Consider the following 26,526-nt stretch of genomic DNA (forward strand, 5'->3'; position numbering starts at 1 on the left):
ATGGCATCTGACCTCGTCCTCGGCGTGGACTCGTCGACCCAGTCGACCAAGGCCGTCCTCGTCGACGCCGGCACCGGCGAGGTCGTGGCGCACCAGTCAGCGCCTCACCCTCCGGGCACCTCGGTCGACCCGCGGGCGTGGCTCGACGCGTTCGACCGCGCCACCGACGGCCTGCTCCCCCGCGCGTCCGCCCTCGCGGTCGGCGGCCAGCAGCACGGCATGGTCGCGCTCGACGCCTCGGGCGAGCCCGTCCACGACGCGATCCTCTGGAACGACACCCGCTCGAGCCACGAGGCCCGCGACCTGATCGCCGAGCTGGGCGGCCCCGCCGCCTGTGCCGAGGCCGTGGGCAGCGTGCTCGTCGCCTCGTTCACCTCGACCAAGCTGCGCTGGCTGCGCGACCACGAGCCCGAGGCCGCGGCGCGCGTCCACGAGGTGCTGCTCCCCCACGACTACCTCTCGCGCCACGTCACGGGCGGCGAGGCCTTCACCGATCGCGGCGACGCGTCCGGCACCGGCTACTTCTCGACCGCAGACGACGACTGGCGCCCCGACCTCGCCGAGGCGGCGATCGGGCACGCCGTGTCGCTGCCCCGCATCGTCGGCCCGGCAGAGGTCGCCGCGCGCACGTCGACGGGCCTGGTCGTCGCTGCCGGCACGGGCGACAACATGGCTGCCGCGCTCGCCCTCGACGTGCAGCCCGGTGACGTCGTCGTCTCGATCGGGACGTCCGGTGTCGCCTCGTCGATCAGCGCGACCCGCATCGCCGACGGCACCGGGACGGTCACCGGGTTCGCCGACGCCACCGGCCGGTTCCTGCCCATGGCCACGACCATGAACGCCGCGCGCATCCTCGACCTGCAGTGCGCCCTGCTCGGCGTCGACCACGACGAGCTCGGCCGGCTCGCGCTCCAGGCCCCGCCCGGGGCCAACGGACTGACGTTGCTGCCCTACTACGCCGGCGAGCGCACGCCCAACCGTCCCGACGCCACGGGCACCTGGGCCGGCCTGACGTCGTCCACGACCCGCGAGGACCTCGCCCGCGCCGCGTTCGAGGCGCTGCTGTGCTCGCTCGCCGACGCCGTCGACCTGCTCGTGGGCCTGACCGGCGACCCGGTCGAGCGGATCCTCATGGTGGGCGGCGCGGCGAGCAACCCCGCCGTCCACGCCCTCGCGCCGGCCATCCTCGGCGCCCCCGTGACCGTGCCGGCACCGGGCGAGTACGTCGCCCTCGGCGCGGCCCGCCAGGCCGCCTGGGCCCTCTCCGGCAGCGCCACACCCCCGACCTGGGCCGCGACGGACGCCGCGACCCACACCGCTGAACCGACCCCTCTCGTGCGTGAGGCCTACGCACGGCTGCGCGACCGAACGTCCGACTGGACCTGACGCCCGACCCGATCCGACCCACCACAGACAGGCAGCTCATGACCATCCCCACCCCGGCACCGTCCGACAAGTTCTCCTTCGGCCTCTGGACCGTCGCCTACCCGGGCCGCGACCCGTTCGGCGAGGCGACCCGCGCCGACATGGACCCGATCTACGCGCTCGAGAACCTCGCCCGCATCGGCGCCTACGGCGTCAACTTCCACGACGACGACCTCATCCCCTTCGGCTCCAGCGACGCCGACCGTGACGCGATCATCGAGCGCTGGAAGAAGGGCCTCGCCGACACCGGCCTGGTCGTCACCACCGCGACGACCAACCTCTTCACGCACCCCGTGTTCAAGGACGGCGGCTTCACCTCCAACGACCGCGAGGTGCGCCGCTTCGCGATCCGCAAGGTCATGCGCAACATCGACCTCGCCGCCGAGCTCGGCGCCAAGGTCTATGTCTGCTGGGGCGGGCGCGAGGGTGCCGAGTCGGGAGCCGCGAAGGACGTCGCCGCCGCGCTCGACCGCTACCGCGAGGCGTTCAACGTCCTCGGCGAGTTCGTGCACGACAAGGGCTACGACATGAAGTTCGCGATCGAGCCCAAGCCCAACGAGCCCCGCGGCGACATCCTGCTGCCGACGATCGGTCACGCGCTCGCGTTCATCGAGACGCTCGACCGCTCCGAGAACGTGGGCGTCAACCCCGAGATCGGCCACGAGGAGATGGCCGGCCTCAACGCCGCCCACGGCTACGCGCAGGCGCTGTGGCAGGGCAAGCTGTTCCACATCGACCTCAACGGCCAGAGCGGCCCCCGCTACGACCAGGACTTCCGCTTCGGCGCCGGCAACGTGCGCGGCGCGTTCTGGGTCGTCGACACGATCCTGGCCGGTGGCTACGACGGGCCGGTGCACTTCGACTTCAAGACCCCTCGCACCGAGGACGACAAGGGAGTCTGGGAGTCGGCCGCCGGCTGCATGACCAACTACCTGATCCTGCGCGACAAGGTCCAGGCGTTCCGCGCCGATCCCGAGGTGCAGGCCGCGCTCGAGGCCGCCAAGCTGCCCGAGCTCGCCGTCCCGACGCTCGCCGAGGGCGAGGGCTGGGCCGAGCTGGAGAAGGCTCCGCTCAGCGACCCCGACGAGCTCGCCGTCCGCGGTGCCGCGTTCGAGCACCTCGACCAGCTCGCCCTCGAGCACCTCTACGGGGTGCGCTGAGCGTGGCCCTGACCGGCTCGCCGGCCGGCACCGAGCACCTCCGGCGTCAGAACACGGGCCTCGTGCTGCGCTCGCTGCGGGTGGACGGTCCGGCCACCCGCACCGAGCTCGCGCGCCGCACGGGGCTGGCGAAGGCCACGGTCGGGAGCATCGTCGGCGAGCTGGAGTCAGGCGGCGCCGTGACCGAGAACGGCACCGCGTCGACGACGACGGTGCCGTCCGGCCGCGGCCGCCCCGGCAAGCCGGTCACGCTGACCGGTGAGGCGATCCTCGGGCTCGGGCTCGAGGTCAACGTCGACTACGTCGCCGCCGTGGCGATCGACCTGTCCGGTCGGGTCAAGGTCGTGGAGACCCGACCGGTCGCCACCGCCGGTCGGCCGCCGAGCGCCACGGAGCTCGTCGAGCTCGCGACGGACGTGCGGTCGTCGCTGATCGCGAGCGGTCACACTGTCGTCCGCGCGACCGTCGCCGTGCCCGGGCTCGTCGCCCACGACAACCGCACCGTCTCGTGGGCGCCCAACCTCGGGTGGAACGGTCGCGAGCTCGCGGCAGAGCTCGAGCACGCCTTCGCCGGCGGCTGCCCGACCACCATCGACAACGACGCGAACTGCGCGGCACTCGCCGAGGCCTCCCACGGCGTCGCGGTCGACGTCGAGGACTCGCTCTACCTGACCGGCACGATCGGCATCGGTGCCGGGATCGTCCAGCGCGGCACCCTGCTGCGCGGCGGCGCCGGGTTCGCGGGCGAGGTCGGCCACATGCCGATCGGTGACCCCACCGCCACCTGCGGCTGCGGCCGGCTCGGCTGCTGGGAGGCGAGCATCGGCCTGCGAGCCATGCTGACGGCCGTCGGCATGGACGAGCAGGCGACTCCCCTGCAGACGGCGACCGCGGTGGCCGACCGCGCTGCGTCCGACGACTCCGTCCGCACGGCGCTCGCCGCGCTGGGCGGGCACCTGGGCCGCGGCATCGCGACCCTCGCGGCGGTGCTCGACCCGTCGGCGATCGTTCTCGGCGGCTACTTCGTGCCGCTCGGCGAGCACGTCGTCCCCGCCGCCCAGCAGGTGCTGGCGGAGCGACTGCCCTCCGCCGACATCCACCTGCCGGAGATCAGGCTCAGCACGCTGGGCATCCACGCCGCGGCACTCGGCGCCGCTGAGCACGCCCTGGCGGACGTGTTCACCGGCGCCGTGCCGCTGTAGGCCCGACCACGCCCTGCGTCAGACGCGCGCGGCCCGGTCGACCCGGTGGTGATAACGGTGGCCGACCAGGCCACCGAGGATCGCGGCGACGAGCGTCACGGCCACCACGGCGATGCCTGCGACGATCGCCCCGCCGGTGATCTCGTCGGTCGACAGCGGGATGCGCGGGAGGTCGACACGGTCCAGCACGTCGTACTCGTCGCCGAAGACGGCGCCCAGGACGATCGCGACGACCGTCACGAGCAGGCCCAGGACCCACACGCCGACACCCTGGCGGGCACCGTCGAACCGCGACATCCGGCCGGCGACGTAGCCACCCGCGTAGTAGGACAGCGCGAGCACGACCAGCAGGACTATCGCGGTCGAGAGGCCGATCGTGCCGGCCGCTCGCTCCGCGTCGGACCACGTGACCTCGATCGAGGAGTTGGCCCCGGCGAGGATCGCACCGACGATCCCCGTCAGCAGCACCGCGACGCCGATCGCGACGATCCAGCCGAAGAACGCCGCACCCAGGTTGAGGCCGCCGAACTTCTCGTGGGCACGCTTCTCCTGGACGCGGTCGTCCTCGACGACCGGCTCGTCGCGACGGTCCGCCGGGCGAGCGACGTGATGGGGCTCCTGCGGGCCGTGCTGGGGGTCGACGGTCGTCATGTGCTGCTCCTTCGGTCTGACGGCCGATCCGGCCGTCGTACAGACCTACCCGGCACGGTCGATCGTCAAACATCGCCGCGACGCGACGCTGCTCAGCGAGGTGCCGCTCCGACCCGGAGGACGAGCAGCGCCACGTCGTCGTCGACGTTGGACGGCATCTGCTCCAGCAGCAGGTCGCAGACTTCCTCGGCATCGAGGTCGTGGCGGCCGGCGAGCAGGTGCTCGAGCCACGCGAACCCGTCGTCGAGGACGTGTCCGCGGCGCTCGATCAGGCCGTCGGTGTAGAGCACGACCGTCGAGCCCTCGACGACCGGTGCGCTGTGGTCGCAGCGCTCGGGCGCCATCAGCCCCAGCAGGAGGTCGGGCTTGCTGTGCAGGAGCTGCGCCGAGCCGTCAGGAGTGATCATGACCGGCGGCGGGTGGCCGGCGTTGGACCAGTGCAGCGTGCGAGCACCCCGCTCGTCCCCCTGGTCGACGTGCGCGACGACCGCAGTTGCGAGGACGTCGATCTCAAGCCCTTCCAGCGCCTCCTCCAGCGAGGTGAGCACCCGTGCCGGGGACTGCCGTGCCGTCATCGCCACGCCTCGCATCACGTTGCGCACCTGCGCCATGCTCGCCGCTGCCTCGCGGTCGTGGCCGGTGATGTCGCCGATGACGACCGCCAGGTCTCCGTCGGGCAGCAGGAAGGCGTCGTACCAGTCACCGCCGACCTGCGCCTCGCTGGCGGCAGGGACGTAGCGGACGGCCACCTGCAGGTCGTCACGCTGGGCCGGCCGGCTCAGCAGGCTGCGCTGCAGCGTCTCGGAGAGCTGGCGCTCCAGCTCTCGGTGCGCGCGCTCGGCCTGCTCGGCCCTGGCCCGGTCGATCGCGCGTCCGACCATCGACGCCGCGACCCGGATGACGTCACGCAGGTCGTCGTCGACGCGCACTCCGGAGCTGAGCCGCACGACCAGCATCGACGGCTCGGAGCCTGAGGTCGACTCGGTCACCGCCCACGCGACGCGCTCGCCGTCATCGAGCTCGTCGACGACCACCTCGGTCTCGCCGAGGGGCTTCGGAGCGGCCGGAAGGTCCGGCCGCGACTGACCGATGTCGGCCGACACGAAGTCGTCGCCGTACGTGGACAGCACAGCCAGGGCGCGCTCGCGCACCCGATCCGGGTCGACGACGCCCGCCAGCGACTCCGAGAGCCTGGCCAGCATCTCCACCCGGCGCCTGCCCTGGACGACCGTCGTCGTCTCGGTCACGATGTCGATGACGCCCTCGACCTGCCCGTCGGACCCGCGGACGGCCGAGTAGCAGAACGTGAAGTAGCAATCCTCCAGGAAGCCGTGCCGGCGCAGCGGGACCAGGGCGTCCACGACCATCGTGGCCTCGCCGGTGGTCGCGACCCCTTGCATCAGCGGCCCGATCTGCGGCCATGCCTCGGCGAAGGTGTCGCGTGCGGTCGAGCCCAGCGCCGCAGGGTGCTTGTCGCCGATCATCGGCACGTAGGCGTCGTTGTAGAGCAGCACGAACTCGTCACCCCACAGCAGGGTCATCGGGAACTTGCTGTGCAGCATCAGGTCGACCGCGTTGCGCAGTGCCGGGCTCCACTGGTCCATCGGCCCCAAGGTCGTCGAGTCCCAGTCGACGGCGTCGAGGTGGGGTCGCAGGTCGCCGGCGGCAGAGAACAGGTCGCGGTTCACGGACAGATTCTACGGAACCCGGGGCTCAGGGCGTTGCCGAAGGTCACTCCCACTCCCACCGCGCACCGAGCGTGCCCGGACCGAACGCCAGCTGGCGGTAGTGCAGACCGGTCGACCCGGCGAGCTCGACCGACCAGTCGTGCCGCAGACCACCCTCCTCGAACCACACCCACGCCCGAGCCGGACGACAGGCAGGGTCGAACCGGATCCACACCATGGCCTCCTCGAGCCGCTGCTCCGCGACGATCCCGTACTCGGTCTCGAGATCGAGCACACCGTCGGCAGCGACCTCGTACTCCGTGACCGCCGACTCGCCCGCCATCAGCGGACGCTCGAACTGCAGGCGCGTTGCGGTGATACCTCGCTCGACGTCGCGCACCTCGCCGATCGAGCACCCCGAGACGGCTCGCAGGACGGCATCGTTGGACTCGGTGCCCTGATCGGGACCCACGAAGATCGTGACGCCGTCGACACCCGCACGACGGGCGACGAACACCTGGGTGACACGCGCCCGGGTGATCTGCCGCTGGTCGCCGACGTCGGCGACCAGGTGGAACAGCACACGATCGACGTCGTCCTCCCCCACCAGACCCTCGAGCAGCGGCTTGCCCGCAAGTCGATCGAACGCCGACGGGCCGGGCCCGCGTCGTGACCCGGCGATCCGGGCGCTCAGCGTCCCTCCGGACAGTCCGAGCAGCCGCTCGAGCTCGGGGACCGCATCGAGCGAGCGGCGGCGCTGGGGCTCCCGCGACCCCGCCCGCCAGTAGGACAGCGAGGCCAGCGACACCGGATGGCCCAGCGCGGCGAGGTCGTCGCGCACCTGGGTCAGTGACATGCCGCGCGTCAGCATCGCCGCGTCGAGGGTCTCGGCGAAGGTCGCGTCCGCGTCCGTCCTGGTCATGACGACATTCTGCCGCTCCCCTTCACTTGGCGACAGGCCCCAAGTGAAGGCCGCGCACCTAGCCTCATCACACTCCCCCGACGGAGCCACCCACACCAGGAGGCACCATGCCGCACACGCTCGAGGCCCACATCGACACCGACGTCGACACCGACGAGGTGCTCGTGGAGCGCGCACGGCAGGGCGACGAGACCGCCTTCGCGGAGATCTTCCGTCGCCACGAGTCCATGGCCACCCGTGTCGCCCGCCGCATGGCACCGCGGGACGAGGTCGACGACGTGGTGGGCGAGGCATTCACCTCGATGCTCCACCAGGTCCGCCGAGGACGCGGCCCGCGCGAGCACGTCCGTGCCTATCTCCTGGCCTGTGTCCGCAACGAGGCGATGCGCAGGCGTCGGATGCAGGTCCACACCCAGGTCACGGACGACCTCGGCGTCCTGGACCGGGGTGTGCCCTTTGCCCACGGCGTCATGGACCCTGTCGAGCGAGCACCGCTGGCCCTCGCCCTGAGCGCGTTGAGCCTGCGCCAGCAGGACGTGCTGTGGGCCATGGAGGTGGAGGGATACCGCCCGAGCGACCTCGCGCCGCGCCTCGGCGTGGCTCCCAACACCGTCTCCGCGATCGCCTACCGGGCCCGTCGCGCGCTCAGGTCGGCGTACCAGGAGCCTCGCTGAACACCGCTGATCGGCGTGCTCAGACCGCCAGGGCCGCGTCGACGTCGACGCAGGCCACCGCGAGGCACCCGACCGGGTCGGCCAGCAGCGGCTCGAAGGCCAGCTCAGCCGCCCCGTGCAGCACGGAGTCGCCGCCGAGGCCCGGCAGCGTCACCCGGACGAGCTCACGCGGTGCGATGAGCGCGTGCACGGCTAGCTCGCTCTCGACGTCGTCGTGGACGAGCGGGAACAGCGACCGGAGATATCCGCCGAGCACGATGACCCGCGGGTTGAGCAGGTTGACCACCCCGGCGAGTCCCCGCCCGAGGTGACGGCCGACGAGCCGCAGGTCGTCCGGGGCGTCGTGGACACCCTCGAGGAACTCCCCCAGCGCACCGACCCGCTCCGGCGGACAACCGATCGCCAGAGCGATCGCCTCGGCGCCGATCTCGGTCTCCCAGCACCCGTGGGCGCCGCAGTGGCAGAGCTTGCCGTCGGGCAGGAACGGCATGTGGCCGATCTCGCCGGCGTAGCCGCCCGCGCCCTCCAGCTTGTGGCCGCTGACGATGACGCCGGCACCCACGCCGACCTCACCCGAGAGATAGACGAGGTCCTCGACCCCGACTCCGGCCCCCCGCAGGTGCTCGGCGAGTGCGCCGAGATCTGCGTCGTTGCCCAGCACCGGGGCCGCGACCGGCCCGAGGCGCGAGGCGAGGATCTTGGCGAACGGGACGTCCCGCCAGCCCAGGTTGGGTGCGAGCCGCACCAGGCCGTCCTCGGCCCGGATGATCCCGGGCACCCCGACGCCGACACCGACCAGAGCAGCGCCCGGGTCGACGTCCTTGACGACGAGTCGCATGAGCTCCACGACCGACGAGGCGATCGCCTCGGGGTCGTGGCCGGCCGGCACCGGCCCGGTGGCGCGTGCCTGCACGACACCACCGAGACCAACGCGGGCCACGGTCAACCCGTCGACCCGCAGGTCGACAGCCAGGACGTACGCACCGGTGCGCGCCTTGACGTCCACGGACGGACGTCCTGCCCCGATGCGTGCTCCTGACGGCTTGGCCTGCTCGGCGAGCCCCAACGACTCCAGTTCGGTCACCAGTCCGGCGATCGTGCTGCGGTTGAGACCCATCCGAGCGGTCAGCTCCGCCCGGGAGAGCCGGCCGGCACGATGCACGTGACCGAGAACGGTCCCGAGATTGTGCCGGCGGACATCCTCCTGGTTGGTGCCGACCCCAGCGCGTCCGGCGGAGGCCATGTCTACAGACCTGTCGCGGAACGCCGCCGGCGTGAGATCGCGTCGACGCTGGCCGCGAGGAGCAGCACGCCGCCGGTGACGATGAAGTTGATGTAGGACGCCTGGTCGAGCAGACCGAGACCGTTGGCGATCGTGGCGATGACGAGACCACCGATGACCGCGTCGCGGGCCTTGCCCTTGCCGCCGAAGAGGCTGGTGCCTCCGATGACGGCGGCACCGACGGCGTAGAGCAGCGTGTTGCTGCCGCCCGACGACGTGGAGACCTTGCCCAGGTTGGAGGCCGCGATGACACCGCTGAGCGCGGCCATCGACGAGGCGATGACGAACACCGAGATGCGGATGCGGTCGACGTTGATGCCGGCGCGACGGGCCGCCTCGGGGTTTCCGCCCACGGCGTAGACGTGCCGTCCGTAGGAGGTGCGACCGAGGATGAACGTCCAGAAGATCAGCAGCGCCGCGACGAGCGGCAGGACGTACGGGATGCCCTCGATGACGAAGCCCGGGTTGGGTGCGCGGTTGATGTTGAGGACGTAGGTGACGATCAGCAGGATCACGGCGAGGGCGACGATCTGCGCGACGACCACGGCGAGCGGCTGGTGCTGCAGGCCCTTGCTCACCTTGCGGTGGTGGCTGCGCAGCGAGAGCAGCGCGAAGACCACGATGATGACGAGCGCGAAGACCCAGCCCCACATGACGGGGACGTTGTTCTTCGTGATGCCCTTGATGACCTCCTGGTCGACGCGGACCGAGCCGCCGTCGCCGATGAGCTTGAGGGTCAGGCCCTGCAGGCCGAGGAAGAACGCCAGCGTCACGACGAACGACGGGATGCCGAGCTTCGAGACGAGCACGCCGATCACGAGGCCGATCACGGCACCCGTCGCGAGCGCTGCCAGGACGGCGATGCCCCACGGCTGGTCGTGCTTGGCGATGAGCAGGCCCATGACGCAGGCGGAGGCACCGCCGGCCACACCGGCCGACAGGTCGATGTCGCCGAGCAGCAGGACCATGACCAGGCCCATGGCGAGCACGATGATCGCGCCGGCCTGGGTGATGAGGTTGGCCATGTTGAGCGCCGAGAAGAAGCGGTCGTTGGCCAGGCCGAACACGATGAACAGGACGATGAGGCCCAGGATCGCCGGGAGCGCTCCCATGTCGCCGCCGCGGACGCGGTTGACGTACGCGCGGGTGGCCTCGCCCAGGGTGTTGGACTGCGTGCGGTCGTTGGCGAAGCCCGCCTCTTCCGCGTCGGTGATGATGTCAGTCATGTCAGGTCCCTCAGGCTGTCGCGGACGGGGCCGAGGCGCCGTCGAGATCGGAAGATGAGCCGGTCGTGATGAGCTCGACGACCTGACGGGACGTGACGTCCTTCGTCGCGACGTCGGCCGCAACGCGTCCGAGGTAGAGCGCCGTGATGCGGTCGGCGACCTCGAAGACGTCCGAGAGGTTGTGCGAGATCAGCAGCACGCCCACGCCGGAGTCGGCCAGGCGGCGCACGAGGTCGAGGACCTGGCGCGTCTGCGCCACGCCGAGCGCGGCGGTCGGCTCGTCGAGGAGGACGACCTTGGAGTTCCAGAGGGCGGCCTTGGCGATCGCCACGGTCTGGCGCTGTCCGCCCGACAGGCTCGAGACGCTCTGGCGCACCGACTTGACGGTGCGGACGGACAGGGACGCGAGGACCTCGCGGGCCTTGCTCTCCATCGTGGTCTCGTCGAGCACGGGGCCGGTCTTGACCTCGCGACCCAGGAACATGTTCTCGACGATGTCGAGGTTCTCGCACAGGGCGAGGTCCTGGTAGACGACCTCGATGCCGAGGGCAGAGGCGTCCTTGGGTCCGTGGACCGTGACGGGCTTGCCGTCGAAGTGGTACTCGCCGCTGTCGAGCGGGTAGATGCCCGCGACAGCCTTGACGAGGGTCGACTTGCCGGCGCCGTTGTCGCCGACGAGGGCCGTGACCTGGCCGGGGTAGATGGTGAGGTCGACGTCATGCAGGACGTGGACGACACCGAAGCTCTTGTTGATTCCTCGCAGCTCGAGGAGTGGGGTGGTGCTCATGTGCGGGGCCTCCGATTAGGCGCTGAGTACGACGGTGGCGATTCTGGCAGGCGGTGCGGGGTGCGGCCCCCCGGGATGTCCCGGAGGGCCGCCTCCACATCAATCAGCTGATGCCGGCGTCAGCGCACAGCTTGGCGAAGTCGCCGGTGCACAGATCGGCAGCCTTCATGTCGCCCGCGTCGATGACGGCCTTGACGTTCGTCTTGTCGATCGCGACCGGGTCCAGCAGGATGGCCGGGACGTCACGCTTGCCCGTGTCGTCCTTGACGGTTCCGGTGGTGGCCGGCTTCTCGCCCTTGACCATGGCGATCGCCGTCTCGGCGAGTGCCTTGGCCTGGCCGGTGGCCGACTTCTGGATCGTCATGCACTGGTCACCCGCGAGGATGTTCTGCAGACCCTCGACCGTGGCGTCCTGACCGGTGACGGGGACCTTGCCGGCCTGGCCGTTCTTGTCGAGGATCGAGATGACCGCTCCACCGAGGCCGTCGTTGGCGGCGTAGACGCCGTCGACCTTGCCGTCGACCTTGGTGTAGAGCTGCTCGAAGATCGTGACGGCCTGCTCGTTGTCCCAGTCCGGGACAGCCTGCTCGCCGACCTTCTTGTAGGTGCTGACCTTGTCGAGGACGCTGTGGGCGCCCTGCGAGAACAGCGTCGCGTTGTTGTCCGTCGGCGAACCGTTCAGGTAGATGATGTTCGCGTCCTTGTCGCCCAGGCACTTGGCGAGGCCTTCGCCCTGCAGGGCACCGACCTTGCTGTTGTCGTAGGAGATGTAGACGTCGGCCGAGCCGCCCAGGGTCAGACGGTCGTAGTCGATGGTCTTGACGCCCTGGCTCTTGGCCTTCTCCTCGATGGCCGCACCCGAGTCGGAGTCGAGGTTGACGATCGCGAGGACGGTGACGCCGTCGGTGATCATGCTGTCCGCGATCGTCTGCATCTTGTCAGCGTCGCCCTCGGCGTTCTGGATGTCGTAGTCGACGTTCGCGGCCTTGAAGGCAGCTTCGAGGGCCGGCTTGTCGGCGCTCTCCCAGCGGACCGACGACTTCGTGTCGGGCAGGATGACGCCGATCTTTCCTTCGGGCTTGTCGCCGCTGGCGCTGTCGCCACCGCCGCTGTCGCTGCCGCCGCACGCACTGAGCGCGAGAGCCGCACCCATGACCGTCGCCAGCACGAGATTGCGTGTCCGCTTCACACAGACCGCCTCCAATTCCTCCAGTTGTGCGTCGCGGCCGAGTGTTTCGTCCACGTAACGCGTTTGTTGTTCGACACAACGTATAGCGTGACTGGGGTCACGTCCACTCTTTGCCACAACAAATTGTTGATTCGAACGACATTTTGTCTTCGCAAACGCACAATGATCGCAAAAGTCAGGGGCACCGCCGTGTCGGCGATGCCCCTGACCTGCACAGATGCAGCGTGTTCTCAGTCGAGCAGGCTCCGCAGCACGTACGGCATGATGCCGCCGTTGCGGTAGTAGTTGGCCTCGCCCGGCGTGTCGATGCGGACCACGGCGTCGAACTCGACGACAGCTCCGTCGGCGCCCGTCGCCGTCACGTGGACCGTCTTGGGGGTGCGTCCCTCGTTGAGCTCGGTGATGCCGGTGAAGTCGAAGGTCTCCTCCCCCGTCAGGCCCAGCGACTCGGCCGACTGACCGGCCGGGTACTGCAGCGGGAGCACGCCCATGCCGATCAGGTTGGACCGGTGGATGCGCTCGTACGACTCGGCGATGACGACCTTGACGCCCAGGAGCGCGGTGCCCTTGGCCGCCCAGTCGCGCGACGAGCCCGAGCCGTACTCCTTGCCCGACAGGACCACCAGCGGGACGCCGGCGGCCTGGTAGGACTCCGAGGCCTCGAAGACCGTCGTGACCGGCGTGCCGTCGGCCAGCAGGTCGCGGGTGAAGCCACCCTCGGTGCCCGGAGCCATCTGGTTGCGCAGACGGATGTTGGCGAACGTGCCGCGGATCATGACCTCGTGGTTGCCACGACGCGAGCCGTAGGAGTTGAAGTCACGCGCCTCGATGCCGTGCTCCGACAGGTAGGTGCCGGCCGGGCTGTCCTTCTTGATCGCACCGGCGGGGCTGATGTGGTCGGTCGTGACCGAGTCACCCAGCTTGAGCAGCACGCGGGCGCCACTGACCTCGGTGACCGCGTCGGGCTCGAGCTTCATGCCGTCGAAGTAGGGCGCCTTGCGGACGTAGGTCGACTCGGGGTCCCACTCGAACACGTCACCGTCCGGCGTCTGCAGGTTCTGCCAGCGCTCGTCACCGGCGAAGACGTCGGCGTACTCGCGGGTGAAGGTGTCGGAGTCGATCGAGCTCGCGATGACGTCCTCGATCTCCTGCGGCGTCGGCCAGATGTCCTTCATGAAGACGTCGTTGCCGTCCTCGTCCTGGCCGAGCGCGTCGTTGAACAGGTCGACGTCCATCGAGCCGGCCAGCGCGTAAGCGATGACGAGCGGCGGCGACGCCAGGTAGTTCATCTTGATGTCGGGGTTGATGCGCCCCTCGAAGTTGCGGTTGCCCGACAGGACGGCCGTGACGGCGAGGTCACCGTCGTTGACGGCCTTGCTGACCTCGGGGATCAGCGGGCCGGAGTTGCCGATGCAGGTCGTGCAGCCGTAGCCGACGAGGTTGAACCCGAGCTTGTCGAGGTAGACGTTCAGTCCCGACTTCTCGTAGTAGTCGGTGACGACCTTCGAGCCCGGAGCCAGCGTCGTCTTGACCCACGGCTTGCGCTGCAGGCCCTTCTCGACAGCCTTCTTGGCCAGCAGGCCCGCGCCGATCATGACCGACGGGTTGGACGTGTTGGTGCACGAGGTGATCGCAGCGATCGTCACGGCGCCGTGGTCGATCTCATAGGTCGTGCCGTCGTCCGTCGTGACGGTCTGCTTGTTGGACGCGTCGGAGGAGCCGGCGTAGTCCGCGAGCGCGGTCTTGAACGACGACACGGACTCGGTCAGCGACACCCGGTCCTGCGGACGCTTGGGGCCGGCGATCGACGGGACGACGTCGCCGAGGTCGAGCTCGAGGTACTCCGAGAAGCGCGGCTCGTGATCGGGGTCGTGCCACATGCCCTGCGCCTTGGCGTAGGCCTCGACGAGGGCGATCTCGTCCTCGGTACGGCCGGTCAGACGCATGTACTTGGTGGTCTCGTCGTCGATCGGGAAGACCGCGATCGTCGAGCCGTACTCGGGGCTCATGTTGCCGATCGTGGCGCGGTTGGCCAGCGGGAGGGCGCCGACGCCGGATCCGTAGAACTCGACGAACTTGCCGACGACGCCGTGCTGACGCAGCTGCTCGGTGATGACGAGCACCAGGTCGGTCGCGGTGGCGCCCTGCGGCAGCTCACCGGAGAGCTTGAAGCCCACGACGCGCGGGATCAGCATGCTGATCGGCTGGCCGAGCATGGCCGCCTCGGCCTCGATGCCGCCGACGCCCCAGCCGACGACGCCCAGGCCGTTGACCATCGTGGTGTGCGAGTCGGTGCCGACGCAGGAGTCGGGGTAGACCGTGCCCTTGCGCTCGAACACGACGCGGGCGAGCTTCTCGATGTTGACCTGGTGCACGATGCCGGTGCCCGGCGGGACGACCTTGAAGTCGTCGAAGGCGCCCTGGCCCCAGCGGAGGAACTGGTAGCGCTCCTTGTTGCGGTCGTACTCGATCTCGACGTTGCGCTCGAACGCGTCGGGCGTGCCGAAGACGTCGGCCATCACGGAGTGGTCGATGACCATCTCGGCCGGGGCGAGGGGGTTGATCTTGGTGGCGTCGCCACCGAGGTCGGCCATCGCCTCGCGCATCGTGGCGAGGTCGACGACGCACGGCACGCCGGTGAAGTCCTGCATGATCACGCGGGCGGGCGTGAACTGGATCTCCTTGCTGGGCTCGGCATCGGCGTCCCAGCCGGCGAGGGCCTCGATGTCGGCCTTCGTGATGTCGGCCCCGTCCTCGGTGCGCAGCAGCGACTCGAGGAGGACCTTGAGGCTGAACGGCAGCGACGCGACGTCGAGCCCTTCACCCTCGACCGCTCCGAGGCGGTAGTAGTCGTAGGTGGCGTCCCCGACTGAGAGGGAGTCCTTTGAGTTGAAGCTGTCGACGGCCATCGTCATTCTCCTTCGCGGATCGCATTCCATCCTGCCCAGCATCGACGCGCGGCGCACGGTCAGGCTCGCCTAACCTCGGGTCGGATGCCTCGGGTGGGGATATGTCTTGATATCAAGATACATGATGTCGAGAGGATCCGCACGCTCCCCCACGCGTGTCTAGAGCAGGTCAGGGAACCGCAGGAGCGGTGAGTAGAACGCGATGTAGGTGATCGCGACCGCGAGCAGGCCGGCCACCCCTGCCACGTCGATCCAGGTCAGGAGCCGGCGCCTCGCGGGCGTCGTGAGCGCGTCGGCACCCCGGGCGCGGACCACGCGGGTGCGCGCGACCCGGTCGGCGAGACCACGGTCGGTCGCGACGACCAGCGGCACGACCAGCACCAGCAGCGCCAGGTAGGACGCTCCGCCGACGTGCCACGCGTCCGGCGTCGCCTGACGGAGCACCGTCGGCAGCCCGATCGGGATCGCCGCCGCGGACAGGTCCAGGAGCAGCGCGGTGACGATCCCCCGCAGCAGCCCCCTTGGCCGTGCCGGTCGGTGCATCGTCGGCGACGTCGACCACGGCGAGCCCGACGCGGTGCTTGCCGATGCTGTGGCCCCGCCGACCCTGCCGCAGGGCGTCCTGCCCGAGGGCGTCGCGCCTCAGCTGCCTGGTCGTCCGCGGCCCGGGCATGTCAGCTGCCTATCGCATCGACCGCACGTAGCCGACGAGCTTGCGTCCGTCACGGACCCGGTCCTCCCAGGTGATGCCCACGCCCAGCAGCACCGCGCTCACCGCGGCGATCAGCACGACCCGCGGGGCCGCGTTGGCGTAGGGACCGATGTTGAACAGGACCAGCAGGGTCAGGATCACGGCACCGGCCACGAACGGCGCCTGCCAGCCGAGCCGGATGCCGACCGCCAGCACGACCACGGCACCGGCGCCGAGCAGCAGCGCCCGGAGGTCCGTCGGGTCGGCCAGCGACTGCGGGACGCTCGGGAGCATCGCGATCGCCAGACCGGGGCCGAGCAGGGCCCAGGTGCCGGCGTCCGGGCGCCGACGGGTGAGGTAGACACCGATGCCGAGGGCCGCGGCCCCGAGCGGCAGCGTGTAGGCCTCGACGAACGAGAACCCGCTGTCGACGATCAGCAGGACGTACGCGACCACGAGCGAGACCAGGCCCGGCCAGACGTACCAGCGTCGGTCGCGGACCGCGAAGCTCAGGCCGACCAACGCGGCTCCGACCAGGGTCCAGCGCACCGCCAGCTCACCCGACGACCCCGGCACGACGAGGGCGACGACGCCACCGATCGACGCGACGGCCTCGACCGGCACCCGGACAGGGTGCTGCGGCAGCACCAGACCGGCCACGGCCACGAGGGCCAGCGCCGCGGCGAGCACGACGGCCGCCGTGACCGCGTCGTCGACGTCGAGCAGCGACACGAGCGCAGCCGTCCCGGCGAGGACCAGGGCTGCCGCAGACGCTGCGTGGACCTGGCGCTGCGCCGAGGAACCACGGGCCGCGGCGAAGCCGGCCGCGATCACCGCTCCCGCTAGCCATGCCGCGGCGGACACACCGTGCGAGGCCGAGGCGAGGACGGCCGCGGCCAGCACCAGCGTGAGGGCGGCCGGCCCCCAGGACGTCACGAGGCCCCGCAGGTGCACCACGAGGGCCGTCAGCGCCAGCACGAGGAGCGTCGCGGCGGCAGCCCACACCGGCAGACGCAGCACCACGACGGCATCGACCGCACCGACCCCGACGGCTGCAGCCATCAGGAGCGGTGCGTGCTTCCGCGCACCTGACGCCTCGGGCCACCGGGGCACGAACCACGCCACCGCGAAGAACCCGACGAGGACGAAGGGCACGGCCCACCCGTCGTAGTTGTCGACCGAGGCCACGTCGAGGCGGGCGTCCCAGGCGAGCGGCCACGGCGAGTCGAGGATCGTGGACATCGTCTCCACGACGTCGACCAGCAGCCCGACCAGCAGGAGCACGATGCCGGCGACCGCCGGGAGCGACCCGAGACGGACGCCCCGCATCCAGTCGTTGGTGCCGAAGGTGCCGAGGACCGCCAGCACACCGGCGATCGCGGCGACGAGCACCCAGGTGGCCTCCACCGAGCCCGCCTCGGAGATCGGGGTGACCAGCACGGTGCAGAGGGCGAGCACCGCCAGGGCGACGGCCGGCACCCGCACGACGGCCACGAGCCAGCCCACCACGACCGACGCGACGGCCATGAGGACGAGCGGGACGCCGTGCCCGCCGCCGACGAGCTGGTCGAGCGCCGGGTTCGCGATCGTCTCGACCAGGGCCGTCACGTAGGCGCCGACGTAGAACGCGGCCGTGACGACACGAGCCGTCAGTGTCATCGGCGGCAGAGCTGCCGGTCGGGTCGCGAGCGACAGCAGACCCGCCACGATCAGCGCGACGAGAGCGCGCCACGCGGCGTCGACGTCGTCGCCGATCGTGCCTGCGCCGACGGCGGCCATCGTGATGCCCAGACCACCGGCGACCGCGGGCGCGACGAGGGCGACCGTGACATGGGGACGTGCCCACACCGCGATCGCGACACCGAGCGCGAGGACGATCGTGCCCCAGACCAACCAGGCCACCGACGTGTCGAGCGCCCCCAGCCCGAGCAGGTCCTCGTGCCGGGCCGCAAAGACGTCGAGGGTCAGCAGGGCGAGGAACACCGACCACACGGCCTCGGCCGAGGCCCGCAGCGGGCGACGGGTGACCCAGACGCCCAACGCACCCAGCACGACGGTGACGGCCAGCAGGATCAGCGTCTTGCCGGCGAGGCCGATGTCCTCCCACGAGCGGGTGACGAAGATCAGGCCCGCGACGACGAGGCCGAAGGCGCCGAGCACTAGCAGGACGGTGCCGACGGACCACGAGCGCTCCCGCGGGGGGACGGCGCTCGTCGGCGGGGTCGGGTAGGACGGGACGCCCTGGCCGAACGGGTCGGGCCCGGGCTGGGCCGGAGGTGCCTGCACCGGCGGCGCCTGCACCGGCGGCGCCTGCACCGGGGGTGCCTGCACCGGGGGTGCCTGCACCGGTGGCGCCTGGACGGGCGGCGCCTGCGCAGCTGGCGCGTCCGACGGCTGGACCCGGCGGTGCGAGGCGCGAGCGAGCAGGTCGTCGGCCTGCAGGAGCAGCTGCCAGAGCTGGCGCACCTCGACCGAGGTCAGGTCGAGGCCGCAGTGCGGGCAGGCGGGTTGCCCGGCGAGCGCTCCACGACAGTCTGGGCAGGCTTGCGGGTCGGCGAAGCGCATGGCAGACACTCTGTCGTGCCCACCCGACCGGCACAAGGACCAGCGTCACTCGGTGTGGCGACCGGCGGGCGTCTGGCTCAGTCGACCGTGACCGGTGCCGGCTCGAGCAGCGCGACGCACTCCACGTGGTGCGTCATCGGGAACAGTGCGAACGCGCGCAGGCTGGTGAGCGCGTAGCCCTTCGACGCGAACGACGCGAGGTCGCGGGCCAGTGCGGCCGGGTCACAGGCGACGTAGACGATGCGCCGCGGGCCGAGCGACGCGATGTCCGCGACGGCCTTCTTGGCGCCCGTGCGCGGAGGGTCGAGCACCACCACGTCGGCGGACGTGCCCAGCGTGCCGTGGCGCAGGGCCCGCTCGACCGTCTCGCCGACGAGCTGCACCTGCGGCAGGTCGTGCAGGTTGCGGCGGGCGTCGCGCGACGCACCCGGGTCGGACTCGACGCTGAGCACCGTGCCGCTCTCCCCCACCTCGTCGGCCAGGAAGGTCGTGAACAGGCCGACACCGGCATAGAGGTCGAGCACCGTGTCTCCGGTCGTGACCTCCGCGGCCTCGACCACGGCCTCGACCAGGGTCGTGGCGGCGTCGGGGTGCACCTGCCAGAAGCCCGATCCCGAGACCCGGAAGTCGGCGGCCAGCACCCGCTCGGTGACGGCGCCGCGTCCGCCGCGGGTCGTGCCGTCGGAGGCGACGACGCCGTCGACCTCGGCCTCGACCTCGTCGCTGATGCTCGCGTCGGTGACGAGCAGCCGGTCGCCGGTCGACGACACGATCGCCTCGACCGCGTCGGCGTCCCAGGAGCGACCCAGCACGGGCGGCAGCTCGGGGTGGGCGATCAGGCACTCCTCGACCGGGATGATCTCGTGCGACCGGTGGCGGCGCAGGCCGGGACGACCGTGCCGGTCGACGGCGAACTGGACGCGGGTGCGCCAGCCCAGCGCGTCGGGAAGGACCGCCTCGACCTCGCCGTCCCAGTCGAGGCCGGCCAGGCGGCGCAGCTGCTCACGCACCACGTCGCCCAGCAACGTCCGCTGCACGGCCGGGTCGACGTGCTGGAAGTCGCAGCCCCCGCAGGTGCCGGCATAGGCGCAGGGTGCCTCGACCCGGCCCGGCGCCGGCTCGATGACCTCGATCGCGTCGGCCCGCAGGAAGGTCTTGGTCTCCTCCGTCACCCGGATGCGGACCGTCTCGCCCGGCAGCGTGTGACGGACGAACACCACCTGGCCGTCGAGCCGCGCCACGCAGTGCCCGCCGTGCGCGACGGGCCCGACCTCGACGATCGCCTCGGTCGGCATCAGCGGTCGCGGAAGCCGCGGCGGACGTCGCCGGGCGCGGGTCGTTCCTGGGCCATCTTCTTCTTGGCACGCTTGGCCGAGCTGAGCTGGTAGGGGACGCTCGTCACCATCACGCCGGGCATGAAGAGGAGACGTCCCTTGAGCCGCAGCGCGGTCTGGTTGTGCAGCAGCTGCTCCCACCACTTCCCGACGACGTACTCGGGGATGTAGACCGTGATGATGTCGCGGGGACCCGACTTGCGCAGCTCCTTGACGTAGCGGATGACCGGCCGCACGAGCTCGCGGTAGGGCGAGTCGACGACCTTCAGCGGCACGGGGATCGCCATCTCCTCCCACTGCTGCATGAGCTTCTCGGTCTGCTCGGGGTCGAACCCGACCGTGAGGGCCTCCAGCGAGTTGGGGCGCGACACGCGGGCATACGCCAGGGCACGCATCGTCGGCTTGTGGAGCTTGCTCACCAGGACGATCGCGTGGACGCGCGACGGCAGCGCGACGTCGGAGTCGTCGATCGCGAGCTCCTCTGAGACGCGGTCGTAGTGGCGCCCGATGCCGCGCATGATGATGAAGATGACGATCATCGCGACGATGGCGATCCACGCGCCGGCGAGGAACTTGGTGAGCAGCACGATGATCAGCACCGTGATGGTCATGCCCAGACCGATCGAGTTGACGATGCGCGAGCGCTTCATCCGTTGGCGGGCAGCCGGGTCGGTCTCGGTCCGCAGGTGCCGGTTCCAGTGCCGGATCATGCCGAGCTGGCTGAGGTTGAACGACACGAAGACGCCGACGATGTAGAGCTGGATGAGCTTGGTGACCTCGGCGTCGAACGCCTGGATCAGGACGATCGCCGCGAGGGCGAGCACGATGATGCCGTTGCTGAACGTGAGGCGGTCGCCGCGGGTGTCGAGCTGGCGGGGCAGGAAGCCGTCGCGCGCCAGGATCGAGCCGAGCACCGGGAAGCCGTTGAACGCGGTGTTGGCCGCCAGGATCAAGATGATGCCGGTGCAGGCGATCGTGAAGTAGAACAGCGGCGTGAAGTTGCTGTAGAGGCTGCTCGCCAGCTGACCGATCACGGTGTCCTGCTGATAGCTCGAGCCGACGGGCTTGCCGTCGAGCAGCAGCTGGTGGGCGGGATCCTCGACGTAGCGCAGCCGCATCAGGTCGGCGAGCACGATGATGCTCATCAGCATCGTGATCGACAACGTGCCGAGCAGCAGCAGGGTCGTCGCGGCGTTCTTGCTCTTGGGCTTCTTGAACGCCGGGACGCCGTTGCTGATCGCCTCGACACCGGTCAGCGCCGCGCAGCCCGACGAGAACGCCCGCGCCAGCAGGAACACCATGGCCACGCCGGTGACCCCCTGCTCGAACTGCTCCTCCGGCGCGATGTCGTAGATCGCGCTGGGTGCGTCCGGCAGGCTGCCCGTGAGGTAGCGGAAGTAGCCCCACACGCCCATCAGCAGGATCGCGACCATGAACAGGTAGGACGGGACGGCGAACGCCGTGCCCGACTCCTTGGTGCCGCGCAGGTTCATCGCCATCAGGATCAGGACCAGCACTGATGCAGCCGTCGCCTCGTGCCCGTCCAGCCAGGGCAGGGCGGAGCTCGCGTTCTGGACGCCTGACGACACCGACACGGCAACCGTCAGCACGTAGTCGACCAGGAGCGCGCTGCCGACCGAGAGGCCGGCCGTCTTGCCCAGGTTGACAGTCGCGACCTCGTAGTCGCCACCGCCGGACGGATAGGCGTGGACGTTCTGCCGGTAGGAGGCGATCACGACCGCCAGCACCAGCGTCACCGCGATGCCGATCTTCCAGTTGAACGTGTAGGCCGACAGGCCGCCGAGCGACAACGTCAGGAAGATCTCGTCGGGGGCGTAGGCCACGGAGGACAGGGCGTCACTGGCGAAGACCGGCAGCGCGATCCGCTTCGGCAGCAGGGTCTCCCCCAGCTGCGTGCTGCGGAGCTTGCGTCCGACCAGTGCTCGCTTGGCGACCTCGGTGACTCCCACGAGAGACGATGCTAGACCTCGCAGGGGCATGACACCGACTGGCATGCACATGTCGGCCCCGGCCGGTGTAGCGTCGCCTGCGTGCACATCGTGATCATGGGCTGCGGACGTGTCGGATCCACTCTAACGCGGAGCCTCGAGGAGCGCGGCCACACCACTGCCGTCATCGATACGAACCCCGACGCCTTCCGCCGACTCGGCCCCGGTTTCGCCGGCATCACCGTCACCGGCATGGGCTTCGACCGTGAAGTCCTGAAGAAGGCCGGCATCGAGCACGCCGACGCGTTCGCCGCTGTCTCGAGCGGTGACAACTCCAACATCATCTCCGCGCGGGTCGCCCGCGAGCAGTTCAAGGTCGAGAACGTCGTCGCCCGCATCTACGACCCGGGACGCGCCGAGGTCTACGAGCGCCTGGGCGTCCCCACCGTCGCGACCGTGCCGTGGGCCGCCGACCAGGTGCTGCGCCGACTGGTGCCCGCCGGGTCCGAGCCCGCCTGGCGCGACCAGTCCGGCGACGTCCGGCTCGACCTCGTCTATGCCCCGTTCAGCTGGGTCGGCCACCGGATCGCCGAGCTCGAGGCGACCGCCAAGGTCCGCGTCGCGTACCTCACCCGCCTCGGCACCGGCCTGATCGCCCTGCCCGACACCGTGATCCAGGAGGGTGACTACTTGAGCCTGTTCATGCTCGAGTCCACCGCGGACTCGTCGCACGCCGCTCTCGACGCAGGGCCGGAGGCCGACTGATGCGCGTCGTGATCGCCGGAGCAGGCGCCGTGGGACGTTCAGTCGCCCAGGAGCTCATCGACAACGGCCACACGATCCTGCTGATCGACAAGTCCCCCGCGTCCATCCGCGCCGAGATGGTCCCCCAGGCCCAGTGGCTGCTCGCCGACGCCTGCGAGCTGTCCTCGCTCGAGGAGGCGCAGCTCGAGTCGTGCGACGTCGTGATCTCGGCGACCGGCGACGACAAGGCCAACCTGGTCATCTCGCTGCTCGCCAAGACCGAGTTCGCCGTGCCGCGCACCGTCGGCCGCGTCAACCACCCCAGCAACGAGTGGCTGTTCAGCGAGTCGTGGGGCGTCGACGTCTCCGTCTCGACGCCTCGCCTCATGTCGGCCCTGGTCGAGGAGGCCGTCACGGTCGGCGACCTCGTGCGGCTGTTCACGTTCCGCCAGAGCAACACCACCCTGGTCGAGCTGACGATGCCCGAGGACTCCCCGTTCGTGGGCAAGCGCGTCAGCGAGGTGCCGTGGCCGTCCGACGTCGTGCTGGTCGCGATCCTGCGTGACAACGCGATCGAGACGCCCGACGCCGACCGCTCGCTCGAGGCCGGCGACGAGCTGCTGTTCGTCACGCCCGAGGACGCCGAGGACCACCTCGGCGAGCTCCTCTCCCCCAAGCACTGACGCTGACCGGGGGCGGGGACGCCCTCGTCAGCGGATGGTGTCGGGGTCGGGGTCGTCGATCTCGATGGGGGTGCGGTTGCGGCTCAGCAACCACGCCATGACCGCGAACGACGCGAGCTGCAGCGGCCAGCCCAGGGCGATCTTGCTGACGCCCAGCAGGCCGATCTGGTGGTCGAGCCACAACGGCAGCTGCACCGCGACCCGGATGACGCACGGGATCGCGAGGATCCAGGTCAGCTGCGAGCACAGCCGCACCATGGCCTTGTCGTCGTGCCACGCCGTGGGGTCGCCGGTGACCGAGCCGACCATGAACCCGACGATGGGCCAGCCGATGACGATCGTGAAGACGATGATGACGGCGTAGACGCCGTTGTAGATCAGGCCCGGGGTGAAGACGGCGCGGGCGACGTCCTCCTCCGACCCGCCGGACTGCGAGGCCCGGTAGGCGAACAACGCACCGATCCCGATGCCGACCAGCGCGTTGAAGACGAACTGCGTGGTGGACCGCTGCAGCACCCGCAGCAGCAGGAGCGCCGCAGTGACCGAGACGCTGACGATGAGCGAGAGCCGGATGTCGTCGCTGACGAGGAAGCAGATCGTGAACAACGCCGTCGGCACGGCGCTCTCGACGATGCCGCGCCGACCGCCCAGGGCTCGCGCCAGCTGCGCGCGGACGACCTGCTCGACGGTGGCCTGGGTGCTGGTCATCGGCAGGTGCGGGGACGGCGGGTCACGCGTCGAGCTCGTACCGCGGGTTGTAGATCACCCGGGTGGTGCCGCGCATGCCGACACGACCGAACGCCTTGAGCTGCCGGCCGGCCGCGACGCCCTCGATCTTGCGCCGACCCAGCCAGATCAGCGTGACGCTGTCGGACCCGTCGTAGAGCTCGGCCTCGAGGGCGGTGACGCCGTCGACGGGGCGAAGGGTGACCGAGCGCAGCGTGCCGTGGATCGTGACCACCGAGCGGTCGGGCAGCGAGGCGATGAGCTTGCAGCCGGCCTTGGCCGCGTCGTTCTTGAGCTCGCCCGCCTCCTGGTGCTCGGTGGAGAGTCGCTCGAGGGTCCTGCTGATGCGTCCCATGCGAAAAAGCCTACTCCTCGTCGAGGACGACCGTGGTCGTCCCGGGAGGTGTGAGCAGCAGGGCCTCGCGGAGCAGGCGGGGCTCGCCGCCGCGGACCACGATGACGTCGCGCAGCGCGTCCATCAGCAGTCCGTCGTCGGTCGGGTTGAGGCCCGCGTCACCGAGGAACGTGGCGCGCAGCAGCCAGCGCGGACCCTCGATGCCCACGATGCGGCTGGGCTGGAAGCCGGCCTGGCCGTCGACCTCGACGGGCACCCGCACGCGCAGCTCGGGCCCGAACGGACCGTCGACCTGCTCGCACTCGCCCTCGAGCCGCTCGACCTCCAGGATCAGGTCGTCGCGCACCTCGTCCCAGAGGCCTCCGGACTTCGTGGCGGCGAAGGCGCGCAGCTCCAGGGCGGCGTCGTCCGTGACCAGCACGACCGAGCCGATGTCGTCGCTCTCGTCGACCGGGAGCTCGAGGTTGAGGCCCACGCGCACGCGGACCTGCAGCGCTCCGAGGTCGATGTAGGCCGGATCGTCACCCGGCGAGCGCTCGGAGGAGTCCCACGGGCCGAGGTGGCGGACGCCCTCGACGGGCTCGACCTCCTCGACCTGCTCGTCGACGGGCTCGTTCTTGCGGCGGCGCAGTGCCATCAGCTGCTCTCTCGTTGGATGTCGGCGGTCGCGTGACCGCCCGTTGAACCGTATCCCCCGGCCCCGCGCACCGAGTCGGGCAGCACGTCCGCCTCGATGAACGAGACGCGCTCGACCCGCTGGATCACCAGCTGGGCGATCCGGTCGCCGCGGCTCAACGCGATGCGGTGGACCGGGTCGTGGTTGACCAGGAGGACCTTGATCTCCCCACGGTAGCCCGCGTCGATCGTGCCGGGCGTGTTGACGATCGACAGCCCGAGCCGCAGCGCGAGCCCTGACCGTGGATGGACGAACGCCGCGAGGCCGTCGGGCAGCGCGATCGCGATGCCGGTGGGGACCAGGACCCGCTCGCCCGGGGCGAGGTCGACGTCGACCGTCGTCACCAGGTCTGCCCCGGCATCGCCGGGATGCGCGTACTCCGGGAGCGGGACCCCCGGATCGAGCCGAGTGACGGTCACGTCGAACATGGTTGCGACCCTACCTGCGTCGCGGCGACGACGGGCATGAGGCAAGGTTGAACCGTGACGACCTACCGCGAGCGCCTGACCGCTCCCCTGTCCTGGTGGCTGGCAGCGCTCGGCTTCGCCGTCGTGTGGGGATGGGTCTTCCTCGTCGTGACGACCTGGCCCATCGCGATCGCCGTGACGGCGATGCTCACGGCCGCCGACTTCTATCTCGTGTGGCGCTACGGGTCGCTGCTGATCGTCGTGACCCCCGAGGGACTCCGGGTCGGACCGGCCTTCGTCGAGGCGTCGCACGTCGGCGAGGTCGTCGCGCTCAACCGGGCCGACTACCGCACCCGGCTCGGCACCGGCGCCGACGCTCGCGCCTACCTGGTCACCCGCCCCTACCTCGACCACGGCGTGATGGTCGAGATCGACGACCCCGCCGACCCCACCCCCTACTGGCTCGTGTCGAGCCGTCGTGCCGAGGCCCTCGCGACCGCCCTCGGACATCCCCCTGAGGCCCCGCAGACGCCGGCCCACGACCCGATCGGAGACGTGCCCCGTGGCGAAGAAGCGTAGGAAGAGCAAGGCACCGTCCGGCAAGAAGGCGTCCCTGGCGCAGGAGGCCGCCGCGACGCCCACGACCAAGGCACCCGGCAAGGGCACCTGGAAGCTCATGGACCGCGGCTCCTCGATCGTCGCGGGCCTCCTCGCCCAGAGGGCGTCGAGCCTGGCCTGGCGCGCCGTCACCGGCAAGCGTCCCCCCACCAGCGGACGCCACCCCGAGGTCAGCACCCGTGAGGCCGTGGCCTGGGCCATGGTCGGCGGAGGCCTCATCGAGCTCGTCAAGGTGGGCGTGCGGCGCGGCACCGCGACCTACTGGGTCAAGTCGACCGGCCAGCTGCCCCCGGGCATGAAGCCGCTGCTCAAGGAGCAGGGAATGACAAAGGAGCCGGCCCTCGCGGAACCGGCTCCCGATCAAGCGTCGACCAAGAAGGTCAGTCGGCGCAGTCGCGGCAGATGAGCACGCCCTTCTTCTCCGAGGCGAGCTGGCTGCGGTGATGCACCAGGAAGCACGACGAGCACGTGAACTCGTCGACCTGCTTGGGCACGACCTGGACGGCCAGCTCCTCGTGGGAGAGGTCGGCTCCGGGCAGCTCGAATGATTCCGCAGCCTCGGTCTCGTCCTCGTCGACCTTGCCAGAATTCTTCTCGTGCCGACGCGCCTTGAGCTCCTCGATGCTGTCCTCGGACTGCTCTTCCTCGGTCTTGCGCGGTGCGTCGTAGTCGGTAGCCATCAAA

General features: G+C 70.5%; 25 protein-coding genes. 8 read left to right on the forward strand and 17 right to left on the reverse strand.

What is annotated here, in order from left to right; all coding sequences use genetic code 11:
* From xylB to HQK15_RS13495, 3 genes are read left to right on the forward strand one after another with little or no spacing between them, the layout of a single operon-like run.
* A complete protein-coding gene (gene xylB, locus HQK15_RS13485; protein WP_173491999.1) occupies positions 1–1,386 on the forward strand; it encodes a xylulokinase in 1,386 nt (461 codons plus the stop codon).
* A gap of 38 nt (positions 1,387–1,424) precedes the next feature.
* Positions 1,425–2,585 carry a xylose isomerase gene (gene xylA, locus HQK15_RS13490; protein ID WP_173492000.1) on the forward strand — a complete coding sequence of 387 codons (1,161 nt, stop codon included), beginning with the start codon at positions 1,425–1,427 and terminating at the stop codon, positions 2,583–2,585.
* Positions 2,586–2,587: 2 nt separating this feature from the next.
* Positions 2,588–3,787: an ROK family protein gene (locus HQK15_RS13495; RefSeq protein WP_173492001.1), complete on the forward strand. Its 1,200-nt coding sequence runs from the start codon at positions 2,588–2,590 to the stop codon at positions 3,785–3,787.
* A gap of 18 nt (positions 3,788–3,805) precedes the next feature.
* Here HQK15_RS13495 and HQK15_RS13500 read toward each other — a convergent pair whose 3' ends face one another.
* The 3 genes from HQK15_RS13500 to HQK15_RS13510 all read right to left on the reverse strand — a co-directional run bounded on the left by HQK15_RS13500 (position 3,806) and on the right by HQK15_RS13510 (position 7,027).
* Positions 3,806–4,438 (reverse strand): hypothetical protein, encoded by a 633-nt coding sequence (locus HQK15_RS13500; RefSeq protein WP_173492002.1) that lies wholly within the window; start codon positions 4,436–4,438, stop codon positions 3,806–3,808.
* A gap of 92 nt (positions 4,439–4,530) precedes the next feature.
* Positions 4,531–6,126: a PP2C family protein-serine/threonine phosphatase gene (locus tag HQK15_RS19150; RefSeq protein WP_173492003.1), complete on the reverse strand. Its 1,596-nt coding sequence runs from the start codon at positions 6,124–6,126 to the stop codon at positions 4,531–4,533.
* Positions 6,127–6,169: 43 nt separating this feature from the next.
* Entirely contained in the window at positions 6,170–7,027 is an 858-nt protein-coding gene (locus tag HQK15_RS13510; protein ID WP_173492004.1) for a hypothetical protein, read from the reverse strand.
* Positions 7,028–7,134: 107 nt separating this feature from the next.
* Between HQK15_RS13510 and HQK15_RS13515 the strand changes: the two genes are divergently transcribed.
* A complete protein-coding gene (locus HQK15_RS13515; protein ID WP_173492005.1) occupies positions 7,135–7,701 on the forward strand; it encodes an RNA polymerase sigma factor in 567 nt (188 codons plus the stop codon).
* 19 nt (positions 7,702–7,720) lie between these two features.
* Here HQK15_RS13515 and HQK15_RS13520 read toward each other — a convergent pair whose 3' ends face one another.
* The 9 genes from HQK15_RS13520 to HQK15_RS13560 all read right to left on the reverse strand — a co-directional run bounded on the left by HQK15_RS13520 (position 7,721) and on the right by HQK15_RS13560 (position 21,654).
* A complete protein-coding gene (locus HQK15_RS13520) occupies positions 7,721–8,785 on the reverse strand; it encodes an ROK family protein (protein ID WP_173492006.1) in 1,065 nt (354 codons plus the stop codon).
* Between the two features lie 161 nt (positions 8,786–8,946).
* Positions 8,947–10,209, reverse strand: a complete 1,263-nt coding sequence (locus HQK15_RS13525; protein WP_173492007.1) for a sugar ABC transporter permease — start codon at positions 10,207–10,209, stop codon at positions 8,947–8,949.
* Between the two features lie 10 nt (positions 10,210–10,219).
* Positions 10,220–10,996 (reverse strand): ATP-binding cassette domain-containing protein, encoded by a 777-nt coding sequence (locus HQK15_RS13530; protein WP_173492008.1) that lies wholly within the window; start codon positions 10,994–10,996, stop codon positions 10,220–10,222.
* Between the two features lie 103 nt (positions 10,997–11,099).
* The gene (locus HQK15_RS13535; protein ID WP_173492009.1) at positions 11,100–12,185 is read right to left on the reverse strand and encodes a sugar ABC transporter substrate-binding protein; all 1,086 of its coding nucleotides are present in this window, start codon (positions 12,183–12,185) and stop codon (positions 11,100–11,102) included.
* A 230-nt stretch (positions 12,186–12,415) separates the two neighbouring features.
* Positions 12,416–15,094 (reverse strand): aconitate hydratase AcnA, encoded by a 2,679-nt coding sequence (gene acnA / locus HQK15_RS13540; protein ID WP_302477621.1) that lies wholly within the window; start codon positions 15,092–15,094, stop codon positions 12,416–12,418.
* A gap of 159 nt (positions 15,095–15,253) precedes the next feature.
* On the reverse strand, positions 15,254–15,637 hold the full coding sequence (locus HQK15_RS13545) for a hypothetical protein (protein ID WP_173492011.1): 384 nt from the start codon (positions 15,635–15,637) through the stop codon (positions 15,254–15,256).
* 139 nt (positions 15,638–15,776) lie between these two features.
* Positions 15,777–18,350, reverse strand: coding sequence for an SCO7613 C-terminal domain-containing membrane protein (locus HQK15_RS13550; RefSeq protein WP_173492012.1), 2,574 nt, complete (start codon positions 18,348–18,350; stop codon positions 15,777–15,779).
* A 77-nt stretch (positions 18,351–18,427) separates the two neighbouring features.
* Positions 18,428–19,645: a class I SAM-dependent RNA methyltransferase gene (locus HQK15_RS13555; RefSeq protein WP_173492013.1), complete on the reverse strand. Its 1,218-nt coding sequence runs from the start codon at positions 19,643–19,645 to the stop codon at positions 18,428–18,430.
* Positions 19,645–21,654: an APC family permease gene (locus tag HQK15_RS13560; protein ID WP_437340250.1), complete on the reverse strand. Its 2,010-nt coding sequence runs from the start codon at positions 21,652–21,654 to the stop codon at positions 19,645–19,647. The genes HQK15_RS13555 and HQK15_RS13560 overlap by 1 nt, the downstream gene beginning before the upstream one ends.
* Positions 21,655–21,735: 81 nt before the next feature.
* Between HQK15_RS13560 and HQK15_RS13565 the strand changes: the two genes are divergently transcribed.
* On the forward strand, positions 21,736–22,398 hold the full coding sequence (locus HQK15_RS13565) for a potassium channel family protein (RefSeq protein WP_173492015.1): 663 nt from the start codon (positions 21,736–21,738) through the stop codon (positions 22,396–22,398).
* A complete protein-coding gene (locus HQK15_RS13570) occupies positions 22,398–23,060 on the forward strand; it encodes a potassium channel family protein (RefSeq protein WP_173492016.1) in 663 nt (220 codons plus the stop codon). Before HQK15_RS13565 ends, HQK15_RS13570 begins: the two co-directional genes overlap by 1 nt.
* A gap of 27 nt (positions 23,061–23,087) precedes the next feature.
* On the opposite strand, the gene HQK15_RS13575 is transcribed toward HQK15_RS13570, so the two are convergent.
* From HQK15_RS13575 to dut, 4 genes are read right to left on the reverse strand one after another with little or no spacing between them, the layout of a single operon-like run.
* Complete coding sequence (locus tag HQK15_RS13575; RefSeq protein WP_173492017.1) at positions 23,088–23,768, reverse strand: DUF3159 domain-containing protein; 681 nt, start codon at positions 23,766–23,768, stop codon at positions 23,088–23,090.
* 22 nt (positions 23,769–23,790) lie between these two features.
* Positions 23,791–24,141, reverse strand: a complete 351-nt coding sequence (locus HQK15_RS13580) for an OB-fold nucleic acid binding domain-containing protein (protein ID WP_173492018.1) — start codon at positions 24,139–24,141, stop codon at positions 23,791–23,793.
* A gap of 10 nt (positions 24,142–24,151) precedes the next feature.
* Complete coding sequence (locus tag HQK15_RS13585; RefSeq protein WP_173492019.1) at positions 24,152–24,778, reverse strand: DUF3710 domain-containing protein; 627 nt, start codon at positions 24,776–24,778, stop codon at positions 24,152–24,154.
* Positions 24,778–25,245, reverse strand: a complete 468-nt coding sequence (dut, locus tag HQK15_RS13590) for a dUTP diphosphatase (RefSeq protein WP_173492020.1) — start codon at positions 25,243–25,245, stop codon at positions 24,778–24,780. Before dut ends, HQK15_RS13585 begins: the two co-directional genes overlap by 1 nt.
* A gap of 54 nt (positions 25,246–25,299) precedes the next feature.
* On the opposite strand from dut, the gene HQK15_RS13595 reads away from it, so the two are divergent.
* Both HQK15_RS13595 and HQK15_RS13600 read left to right on the forward strand, forming a co-directional pair.
* On the forward strand, positions 25,300–25,803 hold the full coding sequence (locus tag HQK15_RS13595) for a DUF3093 domain-containing protein (RefSeq protein WP_173492021.1): 504 nt from the start codon (positions 25,300–25,302) through the stop codon (positions 25,801–25,803).
* Positions 25,787–26,248 (forward strand): DUF4235 domain-containing protein, encoded by a 462-nt coding sequence (locus tag HQK15_RS13600; RefSeq protein ID WP_173492022.1) that lies wholly within the window; start codon positions 25,787–25,789, stop codon positions 26,246–26,248. Before HQK15_RS13595 ends, HQK15_RS13600 begins: the two co-directional genes overlap by 17 nt.
* Here the strand turns inward: HQK15_RS13600 and HQK15_RS13605 are convergent.
* Positions 26,223–26,522 carry a DUF4193 domain-containing protein gene (locus HQK15_RS13605; protein ID WP_173492023.1) on the reverse strand — a complete coding sequence of 100 codons (300 nt, stop codon included), beginning with the start codon at positions 26,520–26,522 and terminating at the stop codon, positions 26,223–26,225. The two genes, HQK15_RS13600 and HQK15_RS13605, sit on opposite strands and share 26 nt — an antisense overlap.
* Between the last annotated feature and the right edge of the window lie 4 nt (positions 26,523–26,526).

The sequence above is a fragment of the Aeromicrobium stalagmiti genome, assembly GCF_013283745.1.
Taxonomy (GTDB): domain Bacteria; phylum Actinomycetota; class Actinomycetes; order Propionibacteriales; family Nocardioidaceae; genus Aeromicrobium; species Aeromicrobium stalagmiti.